We start from the raw sequence: 24,154 nt of genomic DNA on the forward strand, positions 1-24,154 counted from the left end.
AGCCAAAATCAAGTTTTTTTCGGTCAGCAGACCATCGAGCTGCGGGAAGTGCAAGGGTACCGGACGCGCTGGAAAATAAAAGTTGGGGAACACCGCAAGTTTTTGCCGCATCCGGGTCCTAAGGCAGTGCAGCGCCCTTGCTGCCTTAACTGCTCCGGCCCGGAGCTACCCTTTTCCCGTTGCCGCCTATGACTTCTCTGCTTGCTTACCTGGTCTGGAGTCCGGACCCCGTCATTGCCCAGCTTGGCCCGGTCGCGCTGCGTTGGTACGGACTGTTGTTCATGGCGGGTTTTGTGGTGGGCACGCCCGTGTTCCGGCATATTTTCCGCACCGAGCGAGTCTCGCCGCATTGGGTGGATGTGCTGACCCTTTACGTGCTGGTGGGCACCGTGGTGGGCGCGCGCCTGGGGCACGTGTTGTTTTACGAGCCCGATATGCTGCTGCACAATCCGCTGGAAGTGTTGAAAGTGTGGCACGGGGGGCTGGCTTCGCACGGGGCTACGCTGGGTATTCCGCTGGCCTGCTGGCTGTTTGCCCGCAATAACCGGTTTGATGTGCTGTGGGTGCTCGACCGGATTGTGCTGGTAGTGGCCATTGGCGGGGCGCTCATCCGCCTGGGCAATTTTATGAACTCCGAAATTGGCGGCTACCCCACTACCGTGCCCTGGGCCGTGGTATTTCCGCGCGACACCGGGCACCTGCTGCCTGCCACCCGCCCGCTGCCCCCCGGAGCCGTGCTGGTAGCCCGCCCCGAACTGCTGCCCACCGGCGAGGTCCGCCACCAGGAACTGCCCGCCAACTCGCCCATCGGTCCCGACTCCCTAATGGCCGTGCCGCGTCACCCTACCCAGCTCTACGAAGCCCTGTATTGCGTGCTGCTGGTGGGGGTGCTTTATTACCGCTGGAACCGCACCAAAGAGCGCACCCCGCGCGGGCTGCTGCTCGGTCTGTTTCTGGTGCTGCTGTTCACGCAGCGCTTCCTGGGCGAATTTCTGAAGGAAGCCCAGGTGGCATTTGAGCAGGACAACCTGCTCAACCAGGGCCAGCTGCTCAGCCTGCCGCCCATTCTGGTGGGCCTGTGGCTGCTATGGCGCGCCGGCAAGGACCAGCAAAATCCGTACGGCTACGCCCCGCGAGATGTAGACGAGCCTTTGCCAACCGGTCGGATAGTCGGTTCTTTACCAGCCGCCAACCACAGGTAGGGCGCGCTATGAATATGCTTTACCTCAAAACTCTGCCTGCGCTTCATTCCCGCTCTTTCATGGCCCTTCAGCTGCTGCCCGCGTGAGTAGTTTCCTTACCGATGCGGAGCTGGTAGCCCAGCTGCAGGCGGGGCAGGCGGCGGCCTTCCGCACGCTGGTCGAGCGGTACCAGGGGCCTGTGTACCGCACGGCCCTGAGCCTGCTCCGCTCACCCGAAGAGGCTGAGGACGTGGCCCAGGAGGTATTCGTGGAAGTCTATCAGACCATTGGCCGGTTTCGGGGCGAGGCGGCCCTCAGCACCTGGCTCTACCGCCTGGCTACTTCCCAGGCGCTGAAACAGCGGCGAAAGGCCCGGGCCAAAAAGCGCTTTGCCTTCCTGACTTCCCTGCTGGGGGCCAACCAGGAAGCACTGCACGAGCGGCCCGACAACCAGCACCCGCTGGCGCTGCTGGAAGGCCGGCAGCAACAGCAGCAACTCCTCGACGCCATAACCCGCCTGCCGGACAGCCAGCAGGTAGCCTTCACCCTGCGCCACGAGCAGGAGCTGAGCTACGAGGAAATAGCCGCCGTGCTAGATATCAGCCAGTCCGCCGTCGAGTCCCTGCTGTTTCGCGCCCGGCAAAGCCTGCGCAAATTCCTCCATCCCCATCTAGCCTGACCTTCCATGTCTACTTCCCCGAACCTGCCCGAAGACGACGAAGCCTGGACCGCGCTGCTGCGCTCATGGTCAGAGGGGCCACCGGAGCCGCGGCCTTATTTCTTTACCCGGCTTCAGGACCGTCTGGCGGCTCAGCAGCCCCAGCCTCTCGCCTTGCCCACGTGGCTGCGTCGCTCGGTGTACGCCTTTTCCGCGGTGGCTCTGGTGCTGGTGCTGAATGCGGACACAACTTTATCAGCCGTGCGCTAAACGCCTGCATCCGGACGAGTAGGCTAGCTGCAATGCCCGGCTACGCGGCGGCGGATTCCTGCAGTTGGTGACACTCTTTGTACTTCTTGCCGCTGCCGCAGGGGCAGGGCGAGTTACGGCCGAACTTGCGGCGGCTGCGCAGGCTGCGGAGCCACTCGCGCGGGTCGGTGGCGCGGCGCAGGAAGCGGCTTTTGGGGTTCTGGCGGAAGGCCAGCAGCAGCAGCCCGTACAGCTCGGGGTGATGCTCCTGCAGCTTCTCGGGCTTCTCGAAAAAATACTCCGTGACTACCGCAAAGAACTCGGCCTCGTTGGTGCCGGCGTAGTCGTTGATTTCGGAGTTGCCGGCCCGGATGGCGGCAATTTCGCGCTGCATCACGGCTTCCCACTCGGGGCGCAGGGCGGCGGGCAGGGCCAGGCCGGGCACGCCGTCGATGACGCCGTCGGCCTCGTCCAGCAGGTGGGCAAATTCGTGGATGCCCACGTTCTGGCGGTCCAGCGCGTCGCGGAAGCCCTGTTCCAGCGAGGATTTCGACAGGCGCATGTACTGCGAGGTCTGGAAGCCCTGCACCGAGCCCAGCAGAGTACCTTCCAGGCCCACAAATTCCTTAGTCGGGTCGCGCTGCTGGGCCCAGGCGTCGGGCACAATTAGTACTTCGCTCAGGCTGGCGTACTCCCAATCAGGAAACCCAAACACCGGAATAATGGCCGAAGCCGCCACCAGCAGGCGGGTGGTGTCGTCTACCTCGGTTTGCACGCCGGTGATGCGCGTGCGGGCCAGGAACACCTGCACGCGCTGCTCGAACCGGGTGCGGGCCTCGGGGGGCAGGGCCAGGTAAAAGGCCACCCGCTCGGCCAGAATCTGCTGCCAGGCGGCGGGGAATTCGGCGGCCAAAGCAGCCTGTTTCAGGCGGGACTCGCGGGTGAGGTAGCGGTAGAAAGCGTAGCCGACAACGGCTACCAGGGCGGCAAACAACAGGTACTGCATGGTGCAGGCTCAACGCAGGGCCGGCCTGCGGGGTTGCCGGCCGCTACCAGTCCAGGCCCAGGTGCTCGGTTAGCCGCTCCCGCAGCAGGTCCTGCAGAATGTGGTCCATGAACTGGAATTTATCGGGGATGCGGAGGGTAATGAGGCGCTTGCCGGCCAGGGCATCGGGGAATTTCTGGCGGAGGTAGTCGGCGTGCTTGCGCTCCATTACCACCACTGTATCGGCCCAGCCCAGGTGGCCGGCCGTCACGCGCACCCGCGCCCCGGGCTCGGTGCCGGCCGAGCGGGCGGCAATGGTCGGGTGGTGGTCGAACAGGCGTTCGGCCGTGAGGCTGCGCCAGCGGTTCTGGCTGCAGATGAACAGGAGTTTGGCGGGGGAGAGGTCAGGCACGGACACGGCAGCAATTCAGGGCCCGGCAGCCGGACCATCGGCAAAAGTAAAAAGGCCGGCCGGGATGGCGGCCCGTAAGTGGAATTAGCGGAATTTTGTAGGTTCCTGCTCCCAACCCCGGCCTGCGGCCCCGCTTATGTCTGCTCCCTTTCCTTTATCCGCTACGCGTCACCAGCTGTACGCGGCCCGCTCCGAGGCGGCGCTGGTGCAGGGCCTGCGGGAAGACGACGGCCAGGCCTTTGCCGAAATCTACGAGCGGTACTGGCAGCGGCTGCTGACGGCGGCTCATCGGCGGCTGGGCTCCCGCGAGGCCGCCGAGGAAGTGGTGCAGGACGTGTTTGTGGGGCTGTGGCACAAGCGGCACGAGCAGACCATCGAGCACCTGGCCAGCTACCTGCTCACGGCCGTGAAGTACCGCGTGATTGATGCCCTGCGGCAACGCCTCACCCGGGCCGACTACCTGGAACGCGCCCGCCCGCACCTGAGCACCACCGACCACAGCACCGAGGAAGCCGTGGCCGCCGCCGACCTGAGCTTTGCGCTGCTGGACAGCCTGCTGCACCTGCCGGAGCATACCCGGGAGGTGTTCCGGCTGAGCCGGCTGGAGCATCAGTCGGTGCCGGAAATTGCCGAGCACCTACACCTGTCGCGCAAAACCGTGGAATATCACCTCACCCGCGCCCTGAAAGCCCTGCGCGTGAGCCTGCGCGACTTTCTGCTGCTGCTGGCGGTATGGCAGTGGTGGGAGTGAGGTTGCGAAAGGCCGTCATGCTGAGCGCAGCGGAGCGAAGTCGAAGCATCTCTGCCGCTTCGTTGTCCTGGTGTTGATTGACTAACCCCGTGGCGGATAAGACGGCAGTGCGCAGCGGCTCCGGCTCGGTGGCTGAAAAGTGCCGCCAGAACAGTCGATTTTCATTGCTGGAGGCCGATTCCCAGTCGGAAGACAAACTTTTTTATAAAAAAATGCGGGGCTGGCTAGGGTTCCACGCCAGTCAATCGACTGTATCAATAGCCGGCCCCTTCACTTCATGCTGAATGCTATGAATCCAACCGATATTCATTCTTTGCTGCAGCGGTATCAGCGGGGGGAATGCACGCCCGAAGAAATCCGTGTGGTTGACCAGTGGTACGACCTGCTGAACCACGAGCAGGTACCGCCGGAGCTGACTCCGGCCGAGCAGGCCGAAGTACGGGCGGCCATGTGGCAGCGCATTGAGGGCCAGACGCTGCAGGCCGAGGACCTGAGCCCACCGGTCCGGCCGCTGCGGCCCTGGTACGGGCGGGTGGGCCGCTGGGCCGCCGCGGCGGCTCTGGCGGCGGCCGTGGGCGTAGGGGCCCAGCAGCTCCTGACGCGGCCGGCAGCCCCGGCACCCGTTGCCACGGCCCAGGCCAGCCGCTGGCAGCTATATACCAACGCCACCACGCAGCCCCATACCATCCGCCTCGCCGATGGTACCACCGTGCGGGTAGCGCCGGGCGGGCAACTGAAGTATCCGGGACGGTTTGCCGCGCAGCACCGCACGGTGTACCTGCAGGGCGAGGCGTTTTTTGAAGTCGCCCACGACAAAGCCCATCCGTTCCGGGTGTACACCCGCCAGGTGGTAACGACCGTGCTGGGCACCAGCTTCCGGGTGCAGGCCCCGCTGAGCGAAGCACCCGTGGTGGTGCAGGTGCGCACCGGGCGCGTGCGGGTACAGCCGCTGCCGGGCGGGTCGGCTGCGCCGGTACCGGCGGGGCTGGTGCTGCTACCCAACCAGCAGGCCGTGTACTCGCCGCAGCGCCACGCGCTGGCCCGCGAGCTGGTGGCCGAGCCGCAGCAAGTAGCCGCGCAGTCGTTTGTGTTCGACGACCGGCCCGTGACGGAAGTGCTGGCCGCGCTGGAAAAAGCCTACGGCGTGACCATCGAGTACGACGCGGCGGCGCTGGCCGGCTGCACCGTGACGCTTCACTTGCCAGACGCCTCCCTCTACGACAAGCTGGACGTGCTCTGCAAAACCCTGGGAGCCAGCTACCAGCAAGCCGACGCCCGCATCCTGTTCCGCAGCCCCGGCTGCGCCGCCCGCTAACTCCGTTTTGACTTTGCCTCTTCGTTCTGCCTTGCCTGCTACCTGCCTATGATGCACTGACTTCTGCCGTACGCGTTGCTTTTCGCGGCCCCACAACTCCCTCCTGGTCGGCTTCCCACGCCCGGCTTGTGGTAGTGCCGCCTCTTTCCGGTTTCCGGCGCCGCTGCCGTCTGGCGGGGCGCGTTTCACCAATTCCCACCTTTCCATGAACCACCCCCTACACGCCTTTTCGCCCTTTTCCTGGAAAAGGGCGGCACTGCTGCAGCCGCTGTGTATCACGCTGCTGAGCAGTGGCCTCGCCACCGCCGCCACGCTGCCCACCGCGGCGCAGGAGTTTCTGGAGAAGCCCATTACCCTGCAGGCGCAGAACGAGACGGTTCACACCGTGCTGAGCAAAATCGAAACTCAGGCCGATATCCGCTTCCAGTACAGCCGCCAGCTGATTGGGGCCAGCCGCCGGGTTACCATTCAGGCCACCGGCCAGCCGCTGGCCGAAGTGCTGCACGCCCTGCTCGACCCGTTGCGCATTGCCTATGAGCCCATTACCAGCGGCATTATTCTGAAGCCCGCCGCCGTGGCCGCTGCTACGGCCGATGTGACCGTAACCGGCCGCGTGGTGGACGAGAAAGGGGCCGCCCTGCCCGGCGTGAACGTGGTGGTAAAAGGCACCAGCACCGGCACCCAGACCGACGGTGACGGCCGCTACACCCTGCAGGCTCCCGAGGGTGCCACGCTGGTGTTTTCCTTCGTGGGCTACACCATTCAGGAGGTGCCGCTCAACGGCCGCACCACGCTGGATGTCAACCTTGCCCCCGACTCGCAGGCCCTGAATGAGGTAGTGGTGGTGGGCTACGGCACCCAGCGCAAAACCGACGTGACCGGGGCCGTGGCCCGCATTGAGGCCGCCGAAATAGTGAACCAGCCGGTGCAGACGCCCACCCAGGCGCTCCAGGGCAAAACCGCCGGCGTACAGATTACCACCGACGGCACCCCCAACGCCCAACCCACGGTGCGCATCCGGGGCACGGGCACGCTGCTGGCCGGGGCCAACCCGCTCTACGTGGTAGACGGCGTGCAAACCACCGACATCCGCAACCTGAGCAACTCCGATATCGAGACGATTGACGTGCTCAAGGATGCCTCGGCGGCGGCTATTTACGGGGTGCGCGGGGCCAACGGCGTGATTATCGTGACTACCAAAAAGGGCAAGCAGGGCAAGCCGGTGCTCAGCTACAACACCACGGTGGGCTTCAAGCAGGCCGCTCACCTGGTGAAAATGGCCGATGCCCGGCAGTATACTGATTACCTGCGCAGCACTTCGCCCAACATCACGCTGCCCACCAGCTCCGCCGATACTGACTGGTACGACCAGCTGCTGCGGCGGGCCATGTACCAAAACCACAACCTGGCCGTGTCGGGGGCGAATGAGAGCGTGCGGTACTACTTCAGCGGCAACCTGCTGCAGGACGACGGGCTGGCCATCCAGAACAAGTTCTCCCGCCTCACGGTGCGCTCCAACACCGATTTCACCATCTCGCCTAAGTTCAGCATCAACTCACAGGCCTCGTTCAGCCGGGCCAACACCCGCGACGTGAACTTTGGGGCGGCCTTCCAGAACGCCTACCGGGCCTCCCCGCTGATTACGGCCAAAGAAGGCGGCCGCTACGGCAACACCTCGGCCTTCGGCAACGTGGGCAACCCGCTGCTCGACATCGAGAAGAACAACAACCGCTCCTACGAAAACCGCCTGCAGGGCAACGTGGGCCTGAATTTCCTGCCCGTGGAGGGGCTCACGCTGCGCTCGGCCATCAACGTGGACGTGATCTTCAACAACCGTCGCAACTACAACTACCAGTACCTCAACGACGAGGCCACGTTCCTGACGGCCGGCGGCAACCAGCGCAACCCCCAGAGCAGCCTGGAAGTAACCCAGATCAACGGCTCCCGCTACCTCTGGGAAAACACGGCCACCTACCAGCGCATCCTCGCCGAAAAGCACAACCTGACGCTGCTGGCCGGCACGGTGATGGAGGAGGGCAACACCACCTCCCTCTCGGGCCTGCGCCGCAACGTGCCCGAGGACCCCAACCAGTGGTACCTGGGCACCGGCGACCCGAACACCAGCGTGAACGGCTCCCCAGCCCTGGGCAAGGACCGCCGCCTCTCGTTCCTGGGCCGCATCAACTACGCCTTCGCCGACAAGTACCTGCTCACTACCAACGTGCGCTATGATGGTACTTCCAAATTCAACTCCAGCCAGCGCTGGGGCCTGTTTCCGTCCCTGGGGCTGGGCTGGATTCTGACCGAGGAAGGCTTCCTCAAGGATCAGAACGTGCTGAACTTCCTGAAGCTGCGCGCCAGCTACGGCCAGCTCGGCAACGACCAGATTGACCCCAACTCCTACATCACCACGGCCGAAACCAACATTCCGTACGTGTTCAACGGGCAGCCGGTGCTGGGCGCGGTAATCAGCCAGATCAAGGACCGGGACGTGCGCTGGGAGGTAACCACCGAGTACGACGCGGCCGTGGAGTTTGCCACGCTGGACAACCACCTCTCGGGTGAGGTGACTTACTACCGCAAGAAAACCACCGATGCGCTGATTCCGGTGAACATTCCGGCCCTGTTCGGTGACCCCGATAACCAGTACATCACCAACGCCGCCGACATCAGCAACCGGGGCGTGGAAGCGGCCCTGACCTGGCGCAACACGGTGGGGGAGAACTTCAGCTACAACTTTGGGGTGAATGCCACCTTCAACAAAAACCGCATCGAGAACCTGAACGGCGGGCAGGCCCTGTTCGGCGGGGCCAACAACGTCACGCGCTCCGATAACGGGGTGGCCGCCGGCGCGTTCTACGTGCTGAAGGCAGACGGCGTGTTCCAGAACCAGGCCGAAATTGACGCCTACCCGCGTTACACCTTCTTCACGCCCCAGCCCGGCGACCTGAAGTACGCCGACACCAACAACGACGGCACCATTGACCTGCGCGACCGGGTGTACGCTGGTTCCTACCAGCCGCCCATGTACTTCGGCATCAACGGCGGGCTGAATTACCGGGGGCTGGATTTCTCCTTCGTGTTCAGCGGCAACGTGAACAACGACGTGTACAACCGCAAAAAGCAGGCAACCGGGGCCGTTACCGACAACGTGGAGGCCGACTTCGCCCGCAACCGCTGGACCACGTCGAACCCCTCCCAGACCGACCCGTTCGCCATCCGAAACAACACGCCCAACTCCACCTACTTCATCGAGTCGGGCAGCTACATCCGGCTCAATAACCTGGTGCTGGGCTACACCATTCCCACCGACATCACCAAGCGGGCCCGCATTTCCTCGCTGCGGGTGTACGCCACGGCCCAGAACCTGTTCACGCTCACCAACTACTCGGGCTTTACGCCGGAGCTGCCGGGCGGCCCCCTGGATTCGGGTATTGAAGCCACCACGTACCCCACCAGCCGCACCCTCGCGCTGGGCCTCAACGTCAATTTCTAGCCTGCCCCACCCATGAACGTGCTATCTACTCCCGTTGCCCGCCGCTTCCGGCTGGCGGCCCTTGGTCTGGCCCTCACGGCCGGGGCCGTGGGCTGCAAAGATTTCCTCGACGTTGCGCCCCAGGGCCAGCTCACCGAAGACCAGATTAAAACCGACCCCGCCGCCGCCCAGAAGCTGGTAGATGGCGTGTACAACGTGCTCTACCTGGGCGGCTTCGGGGCCGATACCCATGGCCTGCAGTACGTGGTGCTGACCGACGTGGCCTCCGACGACTCCGACAAAGGCAGTACGCCCCAGGACTACGGCCCGGCCCTGGAGGTGGACAACTTCACCCTGAACTCCACCAACGCCATCGTCAATAACACCTGGCAGGGCTACTTCCAGGGCGTGAACCGCGCCAACCAGGCCCTGGATAAGATTCCGCTGAGTCCGGCCCCCGATGCCACCAAGAACCGCCTGCTGGGCGAGGTACGCTTCCTGCGCGGCTACTTCTACTTCAACCTGGTGCGCTTCTTCGGGGGCGTACCCAAGCTGGACCGCGTGCCCGCCGCCTCTGAAATCAACGACCCTGCGTTGCAGCGGCGCGCCACGGCCCAGGAAATCTACCAGCTCGTTATCAGCGACCTACGGTTTGCGGTGGATAACCTGCCGCTGAAGGGGGCCACCGAAACCGGCCGCGCTACCAAGGCCGCCGCCCAGGCCATGCTGGCCAAGGTGTACCTCTACCAGAAGGATTACCAGAAGGCCTACGACCTGACCAGCGAGATTGTGCAGGGCCGCTCGGGCAACTATGGCCTGCTTCCCAGCTATGAGAATATCTGGCGGGAAGTGGGGGCCAACAGCGAGGAATCGGTGTTTGAGATTCAGACCGGCATCAATGCTTCTTGCAACAACTCGGCCGTGAACCTGTACACCGTGAGCCAGGGCCCACGGGCCGGCGGCCGGGGCGGCTGGGCCGACCTGGGCTTCGGCTTCAACACGCCCACCCAGCAGCTGGCCGATGCCTACGAGCCCGGCGACAAGCGCCGGGCCGGCACCATCATCTTCATCAACCCCACGGCCCCGGCCGGCCAACGCTCCGTGGGCACCGTGCTCTGGGACGGGTTCCGGATTCCGACCAAGGACTCGGTGGAGAACTTCCGCTACAGCTACAAGGCCTACCACAGCCGCACCAAGGAGCGCAACTGCGGCAACAACGACTATCTGCCCAAGAACATCCGGGTGCTGCGCTACGCCGAGGTGCTGCTGATTCAGGCCGAAGCCGCCGCCCAGCTGGGCAACACCGCCGCCGCTCAAACCGCCCTGAACCTGGTGCGCGCCCGCGCCGGTCTGGCGGCCCGGCCGGCCACGGTGGCCAACATCTGGCTGGAGCGCCGGGTGGAGCTGGCCCTGGAGCACGACCGGTTCTTTGATCTGGTGCGCCAGGAAAGCGTGCAGCCCGGCCGCATTGTGCCGCTGTTTGCGGCCCAGGGCAAAACCTTCACTAAAGGCAAAAACGAGCTGTTTCCCATTCCGCAGCAGCAGATTGACTTGAGCGGCGGCCAACTGGGCCAGAATCCGGGGTATTAGCGTTGCACGGCCCGGTCCGGCGGCTGGAAGCCGTCGGGCCGGTTGCCGTGAGCTGACTTTGTTACGTCGTCGTGCTATGAATCAGATGACAACCGGCCCGACGGCTTACAGCCGCCGTACCGGCGCAGGTGCCGTTTCCGTTCCCCATTTCCTTTCCACCCAACCCGTATGAAAGCACTTCTGCTGCTGGCTCTGGGCCTTTTGCTGCCCGGCCTGACGGATGCCCAGCAAAAAGCTCCGGCCAAAAAAACACCGCCCGTAACCGCCCAGCTCACGCCCGCCGCCAGTGGCCCCAAGCGCCCCCGCAACCTCTCCGATGAGCAGCTGCTGGACCTGGTGCAGCGCCAGACGTTCCGCTACTTCTGGGACTTCGGCCACCCCGTGTCGGGCATGGCCCGGGAGCGGAGCAACCGCTCCTTCGATTACGGCGACGAGGTGGTTACCACCGGCGGCACCGGCTTCGGGCTGATGGCTATTATCGTGGCGGCGGAGCGCAAGTGGATTACCCGCGAGCAGGCTGCCAAGCGGACTCTCAAAATCGTGAACTTCCTCTGGAAGGCCGATATGTACCACGGCGTGTTTCCGCACTGGCTGAACGGGGCCACCGGCAAAACCATCCGCTTCAGCCCCAAAGACGACGGCGGCGACCTGGTGGAAACGGCCTTCCTGTACGAGGGCCTTATCTGCGCCCGCCAGTACTTCACCGGCAACACGCCCGCCGAAAGCCAGCTACGCAACAAGATTCTGTGGATGTGGGAAGGGGTGGAGTGGACCTGGCACCAGCAGAATGACCAGAACGTGCTGTACTGGCACTGGAGCCCCAACAACGGCTGGAGCATGAACCACCAGATTCACGGCTGGAACGAGTGCCTGATAACCTACGTGCTGGCCGCCTCCTCACCCAAATACGCCATTGATAAGAAGGTATACGACCAGGGCTGGGCTACCGGCAACTACTTCAAAAATGGCAAGCAGTTCTATAACACCACGCTGCCGCTGGGCTTCGATTTCGGCGGGCCGCTGTTTTTCTCGCACTACTCGTTCCTGGGCCTCGACCCGCGTGGCCTCAAGGACCAGCATGCCGACTACTGGCAGCAAAATCAGGCCCACACCCGCATCAACTACGCCTACTGTGTGGATAACCCCAAGAAGTTCAAGGGCTACGGCCCCGACTGCTGGGGCCTCACCGCCTCCGACAGCTACCAGGGCTACGCCGCCCACTCGCCCACCGAGGACCTGAGCGTGATTTCGCCCACTGCCGCGCTGTCGGCCATGCCCTACGCGCCCAAGGAGTCGATGGCGGCGCTGCGGCACTTCTACAACGACCTGGGCGACAACCTCTGGACCGAGTACGGCTTCGTGGACGGCTTCAGCGAGCAGCAGAACTGGTACGCCAAGTCGCACCTGGCCATTGACCAGGGCCCGATTGTGGGCATGATTGAAAACCACCGCACCGGCCTGCTCTGGAAGCTGTTCATGAGCAGCCCCGACGTACAGCGCGGCCTCACCCGCCTCGGTTTCGAGAGTCCGCAGCTGAAGAGATAAGCCGGGCTCCGAAAAAATCTGCCGGTCAGCCCTTAAAAATCCGTGCCCGATGCCGGGCAGTGGGACCGTGCTACTTACGTAACACGCAAAACCCCTGGGATTCAGGGTGGAAATCGGCTGGCAAAATCCTGTTTCACTGTGATTTACTGTTGGGCTGACTCATTGCCGCACTTGGAGCCGCCGGGGGGGCGTTACACCTACATAACAAGCCGCCGGGCTACTGCTTAGGCGGTAGATATCGGTAGCGCAACCGGGTGGGTATGGGCCTCGTTTGACCTCAGACAAAGCTTTTGTAGTATTGCAGAGCGCCGCCCCAAATAGGCCCTGACACGCTGCCAGATGCTTTTCCCGTCTCGGCTGCCTGGGTAAGCCCGACCACTGAGTCGTCCACCGGCCGCCCTGCCTCGCTTCGGCTTGCCTCCGCTTTCCAGTGCTTGTTTTCCGTCTCTGCCGAGGCTGTGCGCCGCGTAAGCGTTCCGGCGGCGGCTGGGTTCATACCGGGCTCCACCGCGCCCCCGCACTTCTGATTTTCCCCTACACTTCCCACTTCCCATGAATCGAGTTTTCCGCACTGCCCTGCTTATGTCGCTGGGGCTGCTCACGCCCCAGCTCCAGGCCCAGCAACCCGCTACGGCCGCCACGGCCCGCGCCGCCGCCCCCGACCCCAAGATGACCAAGTTCATCGATGAGCTGCTGCAGAAAATGACGCTGGAGGAGAAAATCGGCCAGCTGAACATGATAACCGTGGGCTTCGACGTGACCGGCCCCGTGGTGAGCAAGGACGTGGACGCCAGCATCAAGCGCGGCTCGGTGGGCTCGGTGCTCAACACCTTCACGCCCCAGGCCGCCCGCAAGCTCCAGGAAATGGCCGTGAAGCAGACCCGCCTGCACATCCCGCTCATCTTCGGCTACGACGTGATTCATGGCCACCGCACCATTTTCCCCATTGCCCTGGGCCTGGCCAGCAGCTGGGATTTGCCGGCCATGGAGCGCAGCGCCCGCATTGCCGCCGAGGAAGCCTCCGCCGACGGCATCAACTGGGTGTACTCGCCGATGGTGGACATTGCCCGCGACCCGCGCTGGGGCCGCATCTCGGAAGGCTCGGGCGAGGACCCCTACCTGGGCTCCCAGATTGCCCGCGTGATGGTGCGCGGCTACCAGGGCGACGACCTGAAGAAGAACAACACGGTGATGGCCTGCGTGAAGCACTTCGCCCTCTACGGGGCCGCCGAAGCCGGCCGCGACTACAACACCACCGATATGAGCCTGGTGCGCATGTACAACGAGTACCTGCCACCTTACAAAGCCGCCGTGGAAGCCGGCGCGGGCTCCATGATGTCCTCGTTCAACGACATCAACGGGGTGCCCGCCACCGGCAACAAGTGGCTGATGACCGAGCTGCTGCGCAATCAGTGGGGGTTTGACGGCTTCGTGGCCACCGACTACACCGCCATCAACGAAATGACCGCCCACGGTATGGGCGACGACGCCCAGGTGTCGGCCCTTGCCCTGAACGCCGGCATCGACCAGGACATGGTGGGCGAGGTTTTCCTCAAGAACCTGGCCCAGAACCTCAAGGACGGTACCGTGCAGCAGGCCCAGATTGATCTGGCCTGCCGCCGCATTCTGGAAGCCAAATGGAAGCTGGGCCTGTTCGAGGACCCCTACCGCTACACCAACGAGAAGCGGGCCAAGGCTACCATGATGAAGAAGGAGTTTGTGGCCGATGCCCGCGACATTGCCCGCAAAAGCCTGGTGCTGCTCAAGAACAGCAACAACACTCTGCCCCTGAAAAAGCAGGGCACCATCGCCCTCATCGGCCCGCTGGCCACCCGCCAGCGCGACATGATTGGGAGCTGGAGCGGAGCCGGCGACTGGAAACAGGCCGTGTCTTTGGAGCAAGGCATTAAGAACGCCGTGGGCAGCGGCGTGAAAGTCGTGACGGCCCAGGGGGCCAACTTCACCGACGACGAGCAGATGATTGCCCGCCTGAACCAGCACGGCGGCGAGCTGAACGTGGACCAGCGCACCTCGGAGGAGATGATCCGGGAAGCGGTGCAGGTAGCCCAGCAGGCCGACGTGATTGTGGCCGCCGTGGGCGAAAGCCAGGGCATGACCGGCGAGGCCGCCAGCCGCGCCGATATCGGGCTGCCCGGCCAGCAGCTGGAGCTGCTGAAGGCGCTCAAGAAAACCGGCAAGCCGCTGGTGCTGGTGCTCATGAACGGCCGCCCGCTCACGCTGCCTTGGGAAGATAAAAACGCCGATGCCATCCTGGAAACCTGGTTTGCGGGCTCCCAGGCCGGCAATGCCATTGCCGATGTGCTGTTCGGCGGCTACAACCCCGCGGGCAAGCTCACGGCCACCTTTCCCCAGCACGTGGGCCAGGTGCCGCTGTACTACAACCACAAAATGACCGGCCGCCCGTACCAGGGTGTGGCGCTGGACAAGTACAAGTCGCGGTACATGGACGTGAGCAACGACCCGCTGTACCCGTTCGGTTTCGGGCTGAGCTACACCACCTTCGAGTACAGCAAGCCCGAACTGAGCACCACCACCCTGGCCATGAACGGCACGCTGGAGGTGAAGGTAACCGTGAAAAACACCGGCAACTACGACGGCGAGGAAGTAGTGCAGCTCTACACCCGGGATATGGTGGGCTCCATCTCGCGGCCGGTGCAGGAGCTGAAGGGCTTCCAGAAAATCATGCTCAAGAAGGGTGAAAGCCGCATCGTGAGCTTCCGCCTCACCCCCGAGGACCTGAAGTTCTACAACACTGACCTGAAGTTTGCAGCTGAACCCGGCGACTTCCAGGTGATGGTGGGCGGTAACTCCCGCGACGTGCAAATGGCCGCCTTCAAGCTGGCCGCCCAGTAAACTACCGCCAACCTGCGCCTTGTGTGGGACAAGCGCGCGGGGGCTCCCGGAAACCGGAATGCTAGTTAGGGGAGCGGACTGATTTTCCGGGAGCCGAACAACAAAAAGGGCGAAGCCACCGTGGCTTCGCCCTTTTTGTTGTTCGTTCCGAACGAAGCGAGGAATCTGAGTCAATTGTTCAGCGAGTAATTCAGACTCCCCGCTTTGCTCAGAATGGCAGCCGTATGCCCTACTCAAACTGCAGACGCTGGTTGAAAAACGGCAGCAGTTTCTGATACACCCGGCCGTCGTGGCCCATGATGCGGTTGCCATGGTTGCCTTCGTAGCTCTCGGTGGTATGCGGAATGCCATATGCCGAGAGCTGGGTATCCAGCGTGCGGCCTGCCTCAGGAATATGCCGGAACTGGTCCTGCTCGCCCCAATCAAAAGCCAGGCCGCGCAGCTGACGCAGGCTGGTAAGGTGCGCCGGCAGCAGGCTGAGGGGCGAAGCTGCGCCCCACTGAGCCAGCACGGCGTCGCGGTGGCGGAGGCTATCGGCCCCGAGGGAGTAGGGCAGGGCCGCCCCGAACGTGCCCCGGCCGGGCGTGGGCGAAAAGGCCCGGGCGCAGGCCACCAGCCGCACGGCGTTGAAATCCTGCAGCAGCCTGGCCCGTGAGGTGGCGCGGCTGGCCAGTGCCTGACTGGGGCGGGCGGCCATCCACTCGGGGTGGGGGGCAGCAAATGCAGGGCTAAGGGCATATGCGGCGGCGTAGGTATCGGGGTACAGTAGGGCCAGCCGCAGGGTACCGTTGCCGCCCATGCTATGGCCCGCCAGGCCCCGGCTTGCGGGCCGGGCCAGCGTGCGGTAATTTTTATCAATGAAGCTCACCAGTTCCCGGGCGGTAAAATCGCCCCAGGGGCCGTTGGTGGCCGAGTTGGCGTAGAAGCTGCCCTGAAACTGCGTCTGCTCGTTGGGCACCACCATTAGTAGCGGCCTGATTTGTCCGGCAGCAATGGCCTCATCCAGTAGCGTGGCCATACCGTCAGCGTGAAAAATCAGGCTGTCGTTCCAGGTGAAGCCGTGCAGGTAGTAGAGCACCGGGTAGCGCCGGGCCGCACTGGCTTCGTAGCCGGCCGGCAGGTACACGCTCACCCGCCGCCGCGGGTTCTCGCCGCCGGGGTTGCCCTTCAGCAGCTTTGAATCGAGGTACGTGACGACTACGCGGCCCTTGGCGGGCGTTTGAGCCGGGGCCGGCAGCCGCCACAACAGCGCCAGCAGGAACAGGAAATAGGGCAGACGCATCAAAAAAGCGGATATGCAATCAAAAAAGAACGTCATGCTGAGCAGAGCCGAAGCATCTCTACCGCTTCGTTTGAGGCAAGAGGGGGGACCCTCAGTAGAGATGCTTCGGTTCCGCTCAGCATGACGCGCGGTTAATAGTCAGCTGAAAGCGGCTGGTTAGTTCACTACCAGCGTCATGATGGAATGGGGGGCGCTGGTGGTTTGGGCGGCCTGGCCTTTCAGCCAGAGCTGGAAAGGCTGTTCCTTGTCGGTGCTGTTCATGACTACCACCGCCACTTTGCCATCGGTATTCAGGAAAGCGGTGGTTTGCAGTACGTCGCGGCTGCTGGCGGTGGCAATGCGCCGGGCCCCAGGCCGGATGAACTTGCTGAAGTGCCCGATGTAGTAGTAGGCGTTGGTGTAGAGCAACTGGCCGCTGCGCGTGTCGCCGATGATGGGGGCGTAGCAGAAGTTGCCGACGTGGTTGGGGCCGCCGGTTTCGTCGAGCAGCACGTTCCAGTCGGTCCAGGCCACGGTGCCGGCGTTGAAGTCGTTGATCATCGAGTTGCCATACCGCTCGCCCAGCTTCCAGTCGTTTATGCCCTCAAACTTGAAATTCTCCACGCAGCCTTCGGTGAACACCAGGTTTTTATCGGGGTAGGTTTCGTGCACGCGGCGCAGATTCTCGAACTGCATGCTGCTGCCGGTCCAGGTTTCATACCAGTGAAAACCAATGCCCCAGTAGTATTTGCTGGCCTCCGGGTCGTCGAAGAGCGTAGCGGCGCGCTGGAACATCAGGTCGCGGTTATGGTCCCAGCCGATGAGCTTTTTGTCGCTCATGCCGGCCTTTTTAAGCGTAGGTCCGAGGTAGCCTTTCACAAAATCCCGCTCGTCCTCGGCCGTAAACAGGCAGGATTCCCACTTCTGCTTGGCCATTGGCTCGTTCTGCACCGTGAGGCCCCAGATGGGGATGCCCAGCTTCTCGTAGGTTTGGATGAACTTCACGTAGTAGTCGGCCCAGCTCTGGCGGAACTCGGGCAGCAGCTTGCCGCCTTGCAGCATGCTTTTATTGTCCTTCATCCAGGCCGGGGGGCTCCAGGGGCTCACGTACATGGTGAGCTTGCCACCGGCCGCCGCCTGTGCCTGCTTGATGAACGGAATGCGGTACTGCTCATCGTGCTTCACACTGAAGCTTTTGAGCGTTTTGTCGCCGTCGGCCACGTAGGTGTAGCTGCCGCTGGAAAAGTCGGTGCTGTGGATGCTGGTGCGGGCCAGCGTGTAACCGATGCCGCTGGTGGGGCTGTAATACGCCTGCAGAAACTCCTGCTGTTGGGCTTTAGGCAACTTGGCAAACGTTTCGGCGGCGGCATCCGTCAGGGCCCCGCCAATACCCAGCATCGTCTGAAAGGTGTGCGTGGGGTCCACGAACACCGTGGGCTGGGTTTCCAGCGGCTGGGCCTGGGCCTGGAACGTGAGCTTGCCAGCATCGGCCAGCCGCTGTGGGGTGCCGCTGACGGTGGCGTACACCTGCACCTGCCGGCCCGCCGCCGAGTACGTTTTGGCGGGAGTAGCAGGTTTCTGAGCCAACGCGGCGGCGCTAACGCCAGTAGCCAGCAGCGCAGTTAAAAGGGTTTTCTGCATGAGATATGATGGGTGGAAAGTTGCTTGTTGGTGAGGGTGGTGAGGTGAAGAGGCGGTGAGGTGAAAGGCAGACCGTCATTCCGAGCGGAGCCGAGGAATCTCGCGTGCTGATGTTGCCAGCGTAATCAGATTACGAACGAGCGAGATTCCTCGGCTCCGCTCCGCTGTACTCGGAATGACGTTTCGCTTCTGTTGCTTTACGCTACTCCCAGAATCACCACACGTAGGTACCCGCCGCGCCAGCCGCCAGGGAGGTGGTCAGGGTTTTATTGCGGTACTGGATGTCGAAGGTTTGGGAGGTGCTGCCGCCATTCAGCACAATGAGCACTTTCTTCCCGTCGGGGTTTTTGAAGGCCACGTTCTGAAGGTTGCCGGGCTCGTTGGTGCCGATGCGCACGGAGCCGGGCCGCACGAACTTGGCCGCGTGAGCCACCGTGTAGTAAGCCGGGTTGCGCGTCACGGCGTTGCCGTTGATGGTTACGGCACCCAGGCAATTGGTGCAGCCGCCGGCCGTGTGCGGACCATAGTTCTGGTCGGCGGCCAGGTTCCACTCCAGCACGTTGCGGCTCCAGTTGCGCGTGGCCCCAATGATGAGGTTCTGCATGTGCCAGCTGAAGTCGGCGTTGAAGTTGCCGGGGCCGCCTACCCACTGCTCCGTGAAGTACACGTTTTTGGCAGGAAACGCATCGTGCACCGTGCTCATGGCGGAGATGTTGCCGGCGTACAGATGGAAGGCCGAGCCATCGACGTACTGACTGGCCTGCGCGTCCTGCAGGATGGTCAGGGGGTAATCAGGCCGGTCGAGGTTGTGGTCGTAGGCAATGATTTTGGTGCTCAGCCCCGCTGCCCGCAGTGCCGGCCCCACGTTGGCCCGGATGAAGGCGGCCTGCTCCGTAGCCGTCATCACCATGCTGGGGTTGTTGCCGTCGTGCAAAGGCTCGTTTTGCAGCGTAACGGCGTCAATGGTTACGCCCTCGGCCTTCATCCCCTGGATATACTTCACGAAGTACTGGGCGTAGGCCGCGTAGTATTCCGGTTTCAGCGAACCACCCACGAAGCTGCCGTTGGTTTTCATCCAGGTCGGGGCCGTCCAAGGCGAGCCCAGGATTTTGATGTTGGGGTTGATGGCCAGGATTTCCTTGAGCACCGGCAGCAGATGCTGGCGGTCGGGAGCAAGGCTGAACTGCGCCAGCGTGGGGTCGGGCTGGGGCGTATCGTTGTAGGTGAAGGGGGCGGCATCCAGGTCGGAGGCCCCGATGCTCAGGCGCAGGTAGCTGGTCCCGATGCTGGTGCCATCGGTGGCAAACAGCTCTTTGAGTAGGGCAGCGCGGTCAGCGGGTCCCATCTGGTGCAGCAATTGGGCGCTACCACCCGTCAGCGTGTACCCGAAGCCGTCGATGGTCTGGTACGTCTGGGTGGTATCGACGGCAATAGCCAGGTTCTGGCTGGTAGCCGTGGCAAAATTCAAAGGCAGTGTGCTCTTGTAAAACCGCGTCGATTGGTCGGTAGTCGTTAGCCAGAGGGCTACCTGCGACGGACCCGCCGGCCCCGGAGGCAATGGCGGCTCCGGCGTCGGGTCCGATTTGCCGTCGGAGCCGCAGCTGGCGGCCAATCCCAGCAGCAGAGCGCAGGATAGGCCCAGGGGAAGATGGAAGGGTAATTTCATACGGTGGGAAAAAGCACGAAGTGGAAAGGCAAAGCAGAAAGGCCGCTTAACGGGGCCAGTTATCGGAGCGGAAAGGGGAGGCGGGCAGCCCGGCTTTGTTGGAGAGGGTAGCCGGCCGGTCGTTGCCCCAGGCGTAGCGCACGGCCACGGGGTTGGCCACGCCCTCAGCCCGGAGGACTACTGTGCTGCCCTGCACTTCGGCCCGGGCCCAGACAAAGCGTTTGTCAGGCCCGGCAATGGCGAAGGAGGTCTGGCCATCGGCTGCTTGTTGCAGGACCAGGCCGCCGCCTATGTTGCCAAAAGTGAGGCGAAGCTGGTTTTTCTCCTGGGTCAGCTTCTCAAACGTAGGCCCGGAAGATACCAGGGCGGTTTCGCCGTAGGCCACGCGCCGGGCCGCCAGGGCCAGGCGGTGGCCCACGTCCAGCTTGTTGCGGGGGTGAATGTCATCGGCATTGCCCAGGTCCAGGGCCACGGCCTGCGCGGTTTTGGGCACGGTGAGCGTAGTCAGGCGCTGCGCCTCACGGAGGCGGGCCCAGTCGGTATCAGTGGGCTCGGCGGGGTCATGCATGTAGCCGGCCAGCTGCACAAACAGGAAGGGCAGAGCCGACTGTTGCCAGCGGGTGCGCCAATCCTGAATCAGAGCCGGAAACAGGGTTTCGTACTGCTCGGCGCGGCCGGCGTTGCTTTCACCCTGATACCAGATGACGCCTTTCAGGGCGAAGGGGTGCAGCGGGGCAATCATGCCATTATAGAGGGCCGTAGCAAAGTTCTGGGTGCCGCCGGGGAAAGGGGAGCGGGGCCGGGAAGCAGGGTCGTAGGCTGCGCGGTACAGCCACTCGCCGGCCAGCGGTACGGTAGTGGTGCCCACGGTAGCCATCATGTCGGCGGGTTTGCCCCACACGCCGCCACCGCTGCCGTTATCGGTGACGCGCACGGTTACCACGTTGCGGCCGTCGCGTACCAGGCTGGCCGGTACGGTGTAGCGCCGCAGGGTAGCGTAGCCCCGCGTTCCGCCAATGGCTACGCCGTTGAAGAAGGTACTGTCCTCATCATCTACTTGCGCCAGGCTCAGCGTAAGCGGCTGGTTGGCCGCCGTGGCTGGTAGCGTCAGGTCCCGCCGTAGCCACACAACGCCGTCGAAGTCGCGGAGTTCGGGCGTCTGGCCCTCCCAAACGCCGGGCAGCTGCATGGTTTTCCAGTCGGTGGTGACCAAAGCCGGGTCAGCCCAGGTGGGCTGGCCCGGCAGCAGGCCGTGGTCCTGACCCTCGGGGCTGCGCTGCCAGTTGGCGAGGCGGGTGGCGTAGGCGGCTTCCTGCTCGGCAAAGGAGCAGGTCTGTTGGGCCAGTGAGGCCAGGGCCGGCTGAAAATCGGGGAGCTTACGTAGGGCTTCGGTGCTGGTCCAGGCTTCGGCCACGGTGCCGCCCCACTCGGCCGCAATCAGTCCCACGGGCACCTTGTACTGCTGCTGCAGCTCGTGCCCGAAAAAGTAGGCTACGGCCGAAAATCCGGCGGCCGACTGCGGCGTGCAGGCCTGCCACTCGCCCCCGGCCAGCTCGGCCAGCGGCCGTATTTCGGCGCGGTTGGGTACGTTGAACAGGCGGATCTGCGGGTGGTTGGCGGCGGTGGTGGCTTCGGCTCCGCCGGCCGCGTCGCGCAGCGCCCATTCCATATTCGACTGCCCCGAGGCCAGCCAGACGTCGCCGACCAGCACATCCGTCAGGCGTAGGGTGTTGGTGCCCTGCACAGTCAGCTCAAACGGGCCGCCGGCCAGCTGGGCAGGCAGCCTGAGCGTCCAGCGCCCATCAGCCCCGGCCTTGGTCTGCACTTTTGCGCCCCGGAACGATACGCTGACGGCTTCTCCCGGCGCGGCCCAGCCCCAGAGCGGGAGCGGCTGGTTGCGCTGCAAAACCATGTGCGATCCTACCAGCCGAGGCAGGCGCACGGTGGCGCGGGCCGCCGGAGCAGCCAGCAGGAAAACGGCAAATAAGGGGAGACGGGAGAGTTTCATAGGCAATAGAACAGCTGAAAACGGCCTCGGAGAGTTTCATCGGGACGGCAGAAGGAACCGTTTCGAACCCAAAGGATGCATCATTGGCCGCTGCTGCGGAAGCGGTGGTTGCCACGCGGCAACGGCCGGCAGCAGGTCAGGCCACGCGAACAGTAAGGAGTTCTGCTACAGAATTCAGGAACGCTGGGCTCCGTCTGCTATGCTGGGTTCCTTCCTGTCCATCCGGCTTAGTAGAGTGTAGAAGTGCAATCAATAGGCAACAGGCGAAAAACCGGCCCCGAACGAGTTTCGGGGCCGGTGATGAAGACGATTTATTCGTGGGCCACTACTACGCGCCGCACCAATTGGCCGGCGGGCGTATCAACCTGCAGCAGATAAATGCCGGCCCGCAACGCGGCTACCGGCAGCGTCAGGTGGTTTTCGCCGCTGGTCACGGCCTGATCGGCCTGGTTGATGATGAGGCGGCCGGTGAGGTCGAGCAGGCGCAGGTTCAGGCGCTGGGTACCCGGCGCGTTGTAGTGCAGGCTCAGCTCGGCATCAGCCGTGGTGGGGTACACCTGCAGGCGCAGGTCGGCGGCCGAGCCGGCAGCGGCTAACGCCACGCGGGCCGCGCCCTGGTCCGAGAACCACCAGCGCTGATTGTCGCCGCCGCCATAGGTCCATTGGTGTACGGCCGCACCGTCGGCGGTGGAGTTGTTTTCCACATCAAGGGCCTTGCCGCTGAACTTGTTGAGGATGCGGTACGTGCCGTCGCCGTTGCTCAGAATCTGCCAGTACTGGCTATCCTGGGTCAGCCAGTCCCATTGGTGGGTGAGGGCGCCGTCGGCGGTGCTGGGGCCGGCAATGTCCAGGCTCTTGTTGCTGTTCAGGTTCACGATGCGCACGTAGCCGCCGCCGGCATCCACCAGCTTCCATTTCTGGCTGGCCGCGCTGGCCCAGGTCCACTGCTGCACCCGCCCGCCGTTGGCAGTTGAGTTAGCCGACACCTCCAGGGCTTTGCCGCCGTTCTTGGAGCTGATTTCGTAGATGCGGCCGATGGCCGGGCCGCTGCTGGTGGCGGTGCCGTTGTAGTTGCCGCCACCGGGGTAGTTTACAATCCCGTTTTGGTTGGGCGATACGGCCGCTACCGTGGTATTCGGCACGCAGTTGGCAAAACGGATGTTGGTGAGCACCTGATTCAGGCCGGCGGGCCCGTCTACCACGTAGGGCGGGTTGATGTGCATGAAGGCCGGGTTGCTGCGGTCCTCGAAGCGCTTGTAGGTCCAGTGGCACCAGCCGATGCCTACCGAGTTGAGGTTGCGGGCCGCGTCGCGCATCCAGGTGTCGGTGTTTTCGCCGGTTTCCCCAATCCAGATGGGCACGTTGTGGGTGGTGCGGAAGTTGCGCAGGTTCCCGATGAAGCGCAGGTCGTTGGCCCCGCCGCCGGTGGAGTTCACGCCGTTGTCCATCTCGTAGCCCGTACCGCTGTAGCGGTGCGAGTTGTATACCAGGTTGCTGCGGTTGGGGAAGGTAAACGGCTCCATGTAGTTGTAGTCGTTGCCCCAGCCGTTGCCCTCCACCAGAATCAGGTGGTTGTCGCCCTGGTTACGAACAGTAGTAATCAGGCGCTGCAATACGTCGTGGATTTTCTGGTTATTGGGGTAGTTGTTCGGCTCGTTGATGAGGTCGTACATAGCTACCCGCGAGTCGTTCTTGTAGCGGGTCGAAATAAACGACCAAAGCCGATTGAGCACATCCTGGTTGATCTGGCGGTTCCAGAGGTCATTGGCCACAATCTGGTCGGCAATGTTGGCATCGGTGCCCTGGGAGCCGGGCACGGCGTGCATATCCAGCACCACGTACATGTTGTTGGCCTGGGCCCAGGCCAGGGTATTGTCAATCATGGCCAGGGCCGCCATGTTATTGGGGTCGGTGAAGAGCTGATTGTTGTTGTACCAACCCGTCAGCTGGCTCACGTAGGAGTCGTAGCTCACGGTGCCGCGCATCACGCTGTTGCGCACCGCCCGCTGGCTGGGCGTCAGAAATAGTTCGTAGTGCAGCGGCAGCCGGATGCAGTTGAAGCCCTTGCTGGCAATGTAGTCGATGTCGGGCTTGGTAATGAAGTTGGCGCGGTAGTTCTGGTAGAAGGTTTCCACCGCCGCGTCGCTCATGCCGGCGTTGTACAGTGTCTTCTTAACCTTGCCCTGGGTCTGCTTGCCGTCGAGGCCGGGCCAGCCCACCTTCATCATGTAGCCCTCCTGCACGGCCCAGTTGCCCAGGTTCATGCCGTTGAGAATAACTTCTTGGTTGCTGGCATTTACGATACGCTGCCCATCGGCCCGCAGAAAACTCTGCGCCTCGGCTGTTTGCCCGAGGCCTAAACCGGCGAATAAAAGCGGCACGTACCGCAACGCCCGGGCCATGCGGCCCCCTGAAAAAGTACTGGTGTTCATGTTGGTGGGAATTGGTTGTGAAAAAGGAAAAGAAACAAACAGGCCCTGGGGAGGCCGGAAAGGTCAGTTTTGCCGGGGAGCCGGCGTAAGTCGCTAGGTCACTACCATTTC

16 protein-coding genes are annotated in these 24,154 nt (G+C 63.4%); 9 read left to right on the forward strand and 7 right to left on the reverse strand.

Annotation, left to right across the window (positions count from 1 at the left end):
• The first annotated feature begins 188 nt into the window (after positions 1–188).
• The 3 genes from lgt to HSW_RS10245 all read left to right on the forward strand — a co-directional run bounded on the left by lgt (position 189) and on the right by HSW_RS10245 (position 2,109).
• Positions 189–1,202, forward strand: a complete 1,014-nt coding sequence (lgt, locus tag HSW_RS22765) for a prolipoprotein diacylglyceryl transferase (protein WP_052346321.1) — start codon at positions 189–191, stop codon at positions 1,200–1,202.
• A gap of 82 nt (positions 1,203–1,284) precedes the next feature.
• On the forward strand, positions 1,285–1,860 hold the full coding sequence (locus tag HSW_RS10240; RefSeq protein WP_044001852.1) for an RNA polymerase sigma factor: 576 nt from the start codon (positions 1,285–1,287) through the stop codon (positions 1,858–1,860).
• A 6-nt stretch (positions 1,861–1,866) separates the two neighbouring features.
• The gene (locus tag HSW_RS10245) at positions 1,867–2,109 is read left to right on the forward strand and encodes a hypothetical protein (protein WP_044004478.1); all 243 of its coding nucleotides are present in this window, start codon (positions 1,867–1,869) and stop codon (positions 2,107–2,109) included.
• Between the two features lie 40 nt (positions 2,110–2,149).
• Here HSW_RS10245 and HSW_RS10250 read toward each other — a convergent pair whose 3' ends face one another.
• Together HSW_RS10250 and HSW_RS10255 are read right to left on the reverse strand one after the other, a co-directional pair.
• Positions 2,150–3,094 carry a M90 family metallopeptidase gene (locus HSW_RS10250; protein ID WP_044001853.1) on the reverse strand — a complete coding sequence of 315 codons (945 nt, stop codon included), beginning with the start codon at positions 3,092–3,094 and terminating at the stop codon, positions 2,150–2,152.
• 43 nt (positions 3,095–3,137) lie between these two features.
• Positions 3,138–3,485, reverse strand: a complete 348-nt coding sequence (locus tag HSW_RS10255) for a low molecular weight protein tyrosine phosphatase family protein (RefSeq protein ID WP_044004479.1) — start codon at positions 3,483–3,485, stop codon at positions 3,138–3,140.
• 136 nt (positions 3,486–3,621) lie between these two features.
• Between HSW_RS10255 and HSW_RS10260 the strand changes: the two genes are divergently transcribed.
• From HSW_RS10260 to bglX, 6 genes are all read left to right on the forward strand, one after another.
• Positions 3,622–4,236 (forward strand): RNA polymerase sigma factor, encoded by a 615-nt coding sequence (locus HSW_RS10260; protein ID WP_052346322.1) that lies wholly within the window; start codon positions 3,622–3,624, stop codon positions 4,234–4,236.
• 289 nt (positions 4,237–4,525) lie between these two features.
• Positions 4,526–5,551 (forward strand): FecR family protein, encoded by a 1,026-nt coding sequence (locus HSW_RS22770; protein WP_197031985.1) that lies wholly within the window; start codon positions 4,526–4,528, stop codon positions 5,549–5,551.
• A 205-nt stretch (positions 5,552–5,756) separates the two neighbouring features.
• The gene (locus tag HSW_RS10270) at positions 5,757–9,047 is read left to right on the forward strand and encodes a SusC/RagA family TonB-linked outer membrane protein (RefSeq protein WP_052346324.1); all 3,291 of its coding nucleotides are present in this window, start codon (positions 5,757–5,759) and stop codon (positions 9,045–9,047) included.
• Positions 9,048–9,059: 12 nt separating this feature from the next.
• Complete coding sequence (locus HSW_RS10275) at positions 9,060–10,616, forward strand: RagB/SusD family nutrient uptake outer membrane protein (RefSeq protein WP_052346325.1); 1,557 nt, start codon at positions 9,060–9,062, stop codon at positions 10,614–10,616.
• Positions 10,617–10,784: 168 nt separating this feature from the next.
• Positions 10,785–12,161, forward strand: a complete 1,377-nt coding sequence (locus tag HSW_RS10280; RefSeq protein ID WP_044001854.1) for a glucoamylase family protein — start codon at positions 10,785–10,787, stop codon at positions 12,159–12,161.
• Between the two features lie 552 nt (positions 12,162–12,713).
• Positions 12,714–15,035 (forward strand): beta-glucosidase BglX, encoded by a 2,322-nt coding sequence (gene bglX, locus HSW_RS10285; protein WP_044001855.1) that lies wholly within the window; start codon positions 12,714–12,716, stop codon positions 15,033–15,035.
• A gap of 229 nt (positions 15,036–15,264) precedes the next feature.
• On the opposite strand, the gene HSW_RS10290 is transcribed toward bglX, so the two are convergent.
• The 5 genes from HSW_RS10290 to HSW_RS22775 all read right to left on the reverse strand — a co-directional run bounded on the left by HSW_RS10290 (position 15,265) and on the right by HSW_RS22775 (position 24,043).
• Positions 15,265–16,317, reverse strand: a complete 1,053-nt coding sequence (locus HSW_RS10290; RefSeq protein WP_044001856.1) for an alpha/beta hydrolase — start codon at positions 16,315–16,317, stop codon at positions 15,265–15,267.
• Between the two features lie 156 nt (positions 16,318–16,473).
• The gene (locus HSW_RS10295; RefSeq protein ID WP_044001857.1) at positions 16,474–17,937 is read right to left on the reverse strand and encodes a glycoside hydrolase family 30 protein; all 1,464 of its coding nucleotides are present in this window, start codon (positions 17,935–17,937) and stop codon (positions 16,474–16,476) included.
• A gap of 214 nt (positions 17,938–18,151) precedes the next feature.
• The gene (locus HSW_RS10300; protein ID WP_044001858.1) at positions 18,152–19,603 is read right to left on the reverse strand and encodes a glycoside hydrolase family 30 protein; all 1,452 of its coding nucleotides are present in this window, start codon (positions 19,601–19,603) and stop codon (positions 18,152–18,154) included.
• A gap of 46 nt (positions 19,604–19,649) precedes the next feature.
• Positions 19,650–21,611, reverse strand: a complete 1,962-nt coding sequence (locus HSW_RS10305; RefSeq protein ID WP_044001859.1) for a sialate O-acetylesterase — start codon at positions 21,609–21,611, stop codon at positions 19,650–19,652.
• A 311-nt stretch (positions 21,612–21,922) separates the two neighbouring features.
• On the reverse strand, positions 21,923–24,043 hold the full coding sequence (locus HSW_RS22775; RefSeq protein ID WP_052346327.1) for an RICIN domain-containing protein: 2,121 nt from the start codon (positions 24,041–24,043) through the stop codon (positions 21,923–21,925).
• Positions 24,044–24,154: the final 111 nt, after the last annotated feature.

The sequence above is a fragment of the Hymenobacter swuensis DY53 genome (assembly GCF_000576555.1).
Classification (GTDB): domain Bacteria; phylum Bacteroidota; class Bacteroidia; order Cytophagales; family Hymenobacteraceae; genus Hymenobacter; species Hymenobacter swuensis.

Bases quoted from the DNA above. Each gene is read 5' to 3' on its own strand.
- lgt (WP_052346321.1), top strand. From the start codon at position 189: ATGACTTCTCTGCTTGCTTACCTGGTCTGGAGTCCGGACCCCGTCATT.
- HSW_RS10245 (WP_044004478.1), top strand. From the start codon at position 1,867: ATGTCTACTTCCCCGAACCTGCCCGAAGACGACGAAGCCTGGACCGCG.
- HSW_RS10250 (WP_044001853.1), bottom strand. From the start codon at position 3,094: ATGCAGTACCTGTTGTTTGCCGCCCTGGTAGCCGTTGTCGGCTACGCT.
- HSW_RS10260 (WP_052346322.1), top strand. From the start codon at position 3,622: ATGTCTGCTCCCTTTCCTTTATCCGCTACGCGTCACCAGCTGTACGCG.
- HSW_RS22770 (WP_197031985.1), top strand. From the start codon at position 4,526: ATGAATCCAACCGATATTCATTCTTTGCTGCAGCGGTATCAGCGGGGG.
- HSW_RS10270 (WP_052346324.1), top strand. From the start codon at position 5,757: ATGAACCACCCCCTACACGCCTTTTCGCCCTTTTCCTGGAAAAGGGCG.
- HSW_RS10275 (WP_052346325.1), top strand. From the start codon at position 9,060: ATGAACGTGCTATCTACTCCCGTTGCCCGCCGCTTCCGGCTGGCGGCC.
- HSW_RS10280 (WP_044001854.1), top strand. From the start codon at position 10,785: ATGAAAGCACTTCTGCTGCTGGCTCTGGGCCTTTTGCTGCCCGGCCTG.
- bglX (WP_044001855.1), top strand. From the start codon at position 12,714: ATGAATCGAGTTTTCCGCACTGCCCTGCTTATGTCGCTGGGGCTGCTC.
- HSW_RS10290 (WP_044001856.1), bottom strand. From the start codon at position 16,317: ATGCGTCTGCCCTATTTCCTGTTCCTGCTGGCGCTGTTGTGGCGGCTG.
- HSW_RS10295 (WP_044001857.1), bottom strand. From the start codon at position 17,937: ATGCAGAAAACCCTTTTAACTGCGCTGCTGGCTACTGGCGTTAGCGCC.
- HSW_RS10300 (WP_044001858.1), bottom strand. From the start codon at position 19,603: ATGAAATTACCCTTCCATCTTCCCCTGGGCCTATCCTGCGCTCTGCTG.
- HSW_RS10305 (WP_044001859.1), bottom strand. From the start codon at position 21,611: ATGAAACTCTCCCGTCTCCCCTTATTTGCCGTTTTCCTGCTGGCTGCT.
- HSW_RS22775 (WP_052346327.1), bottom strand. From the start codon at position 24,043: ATGAACACCAGTACTTTTTCAGGGGGCCGCATGGCCCGGGCGTTGCGG.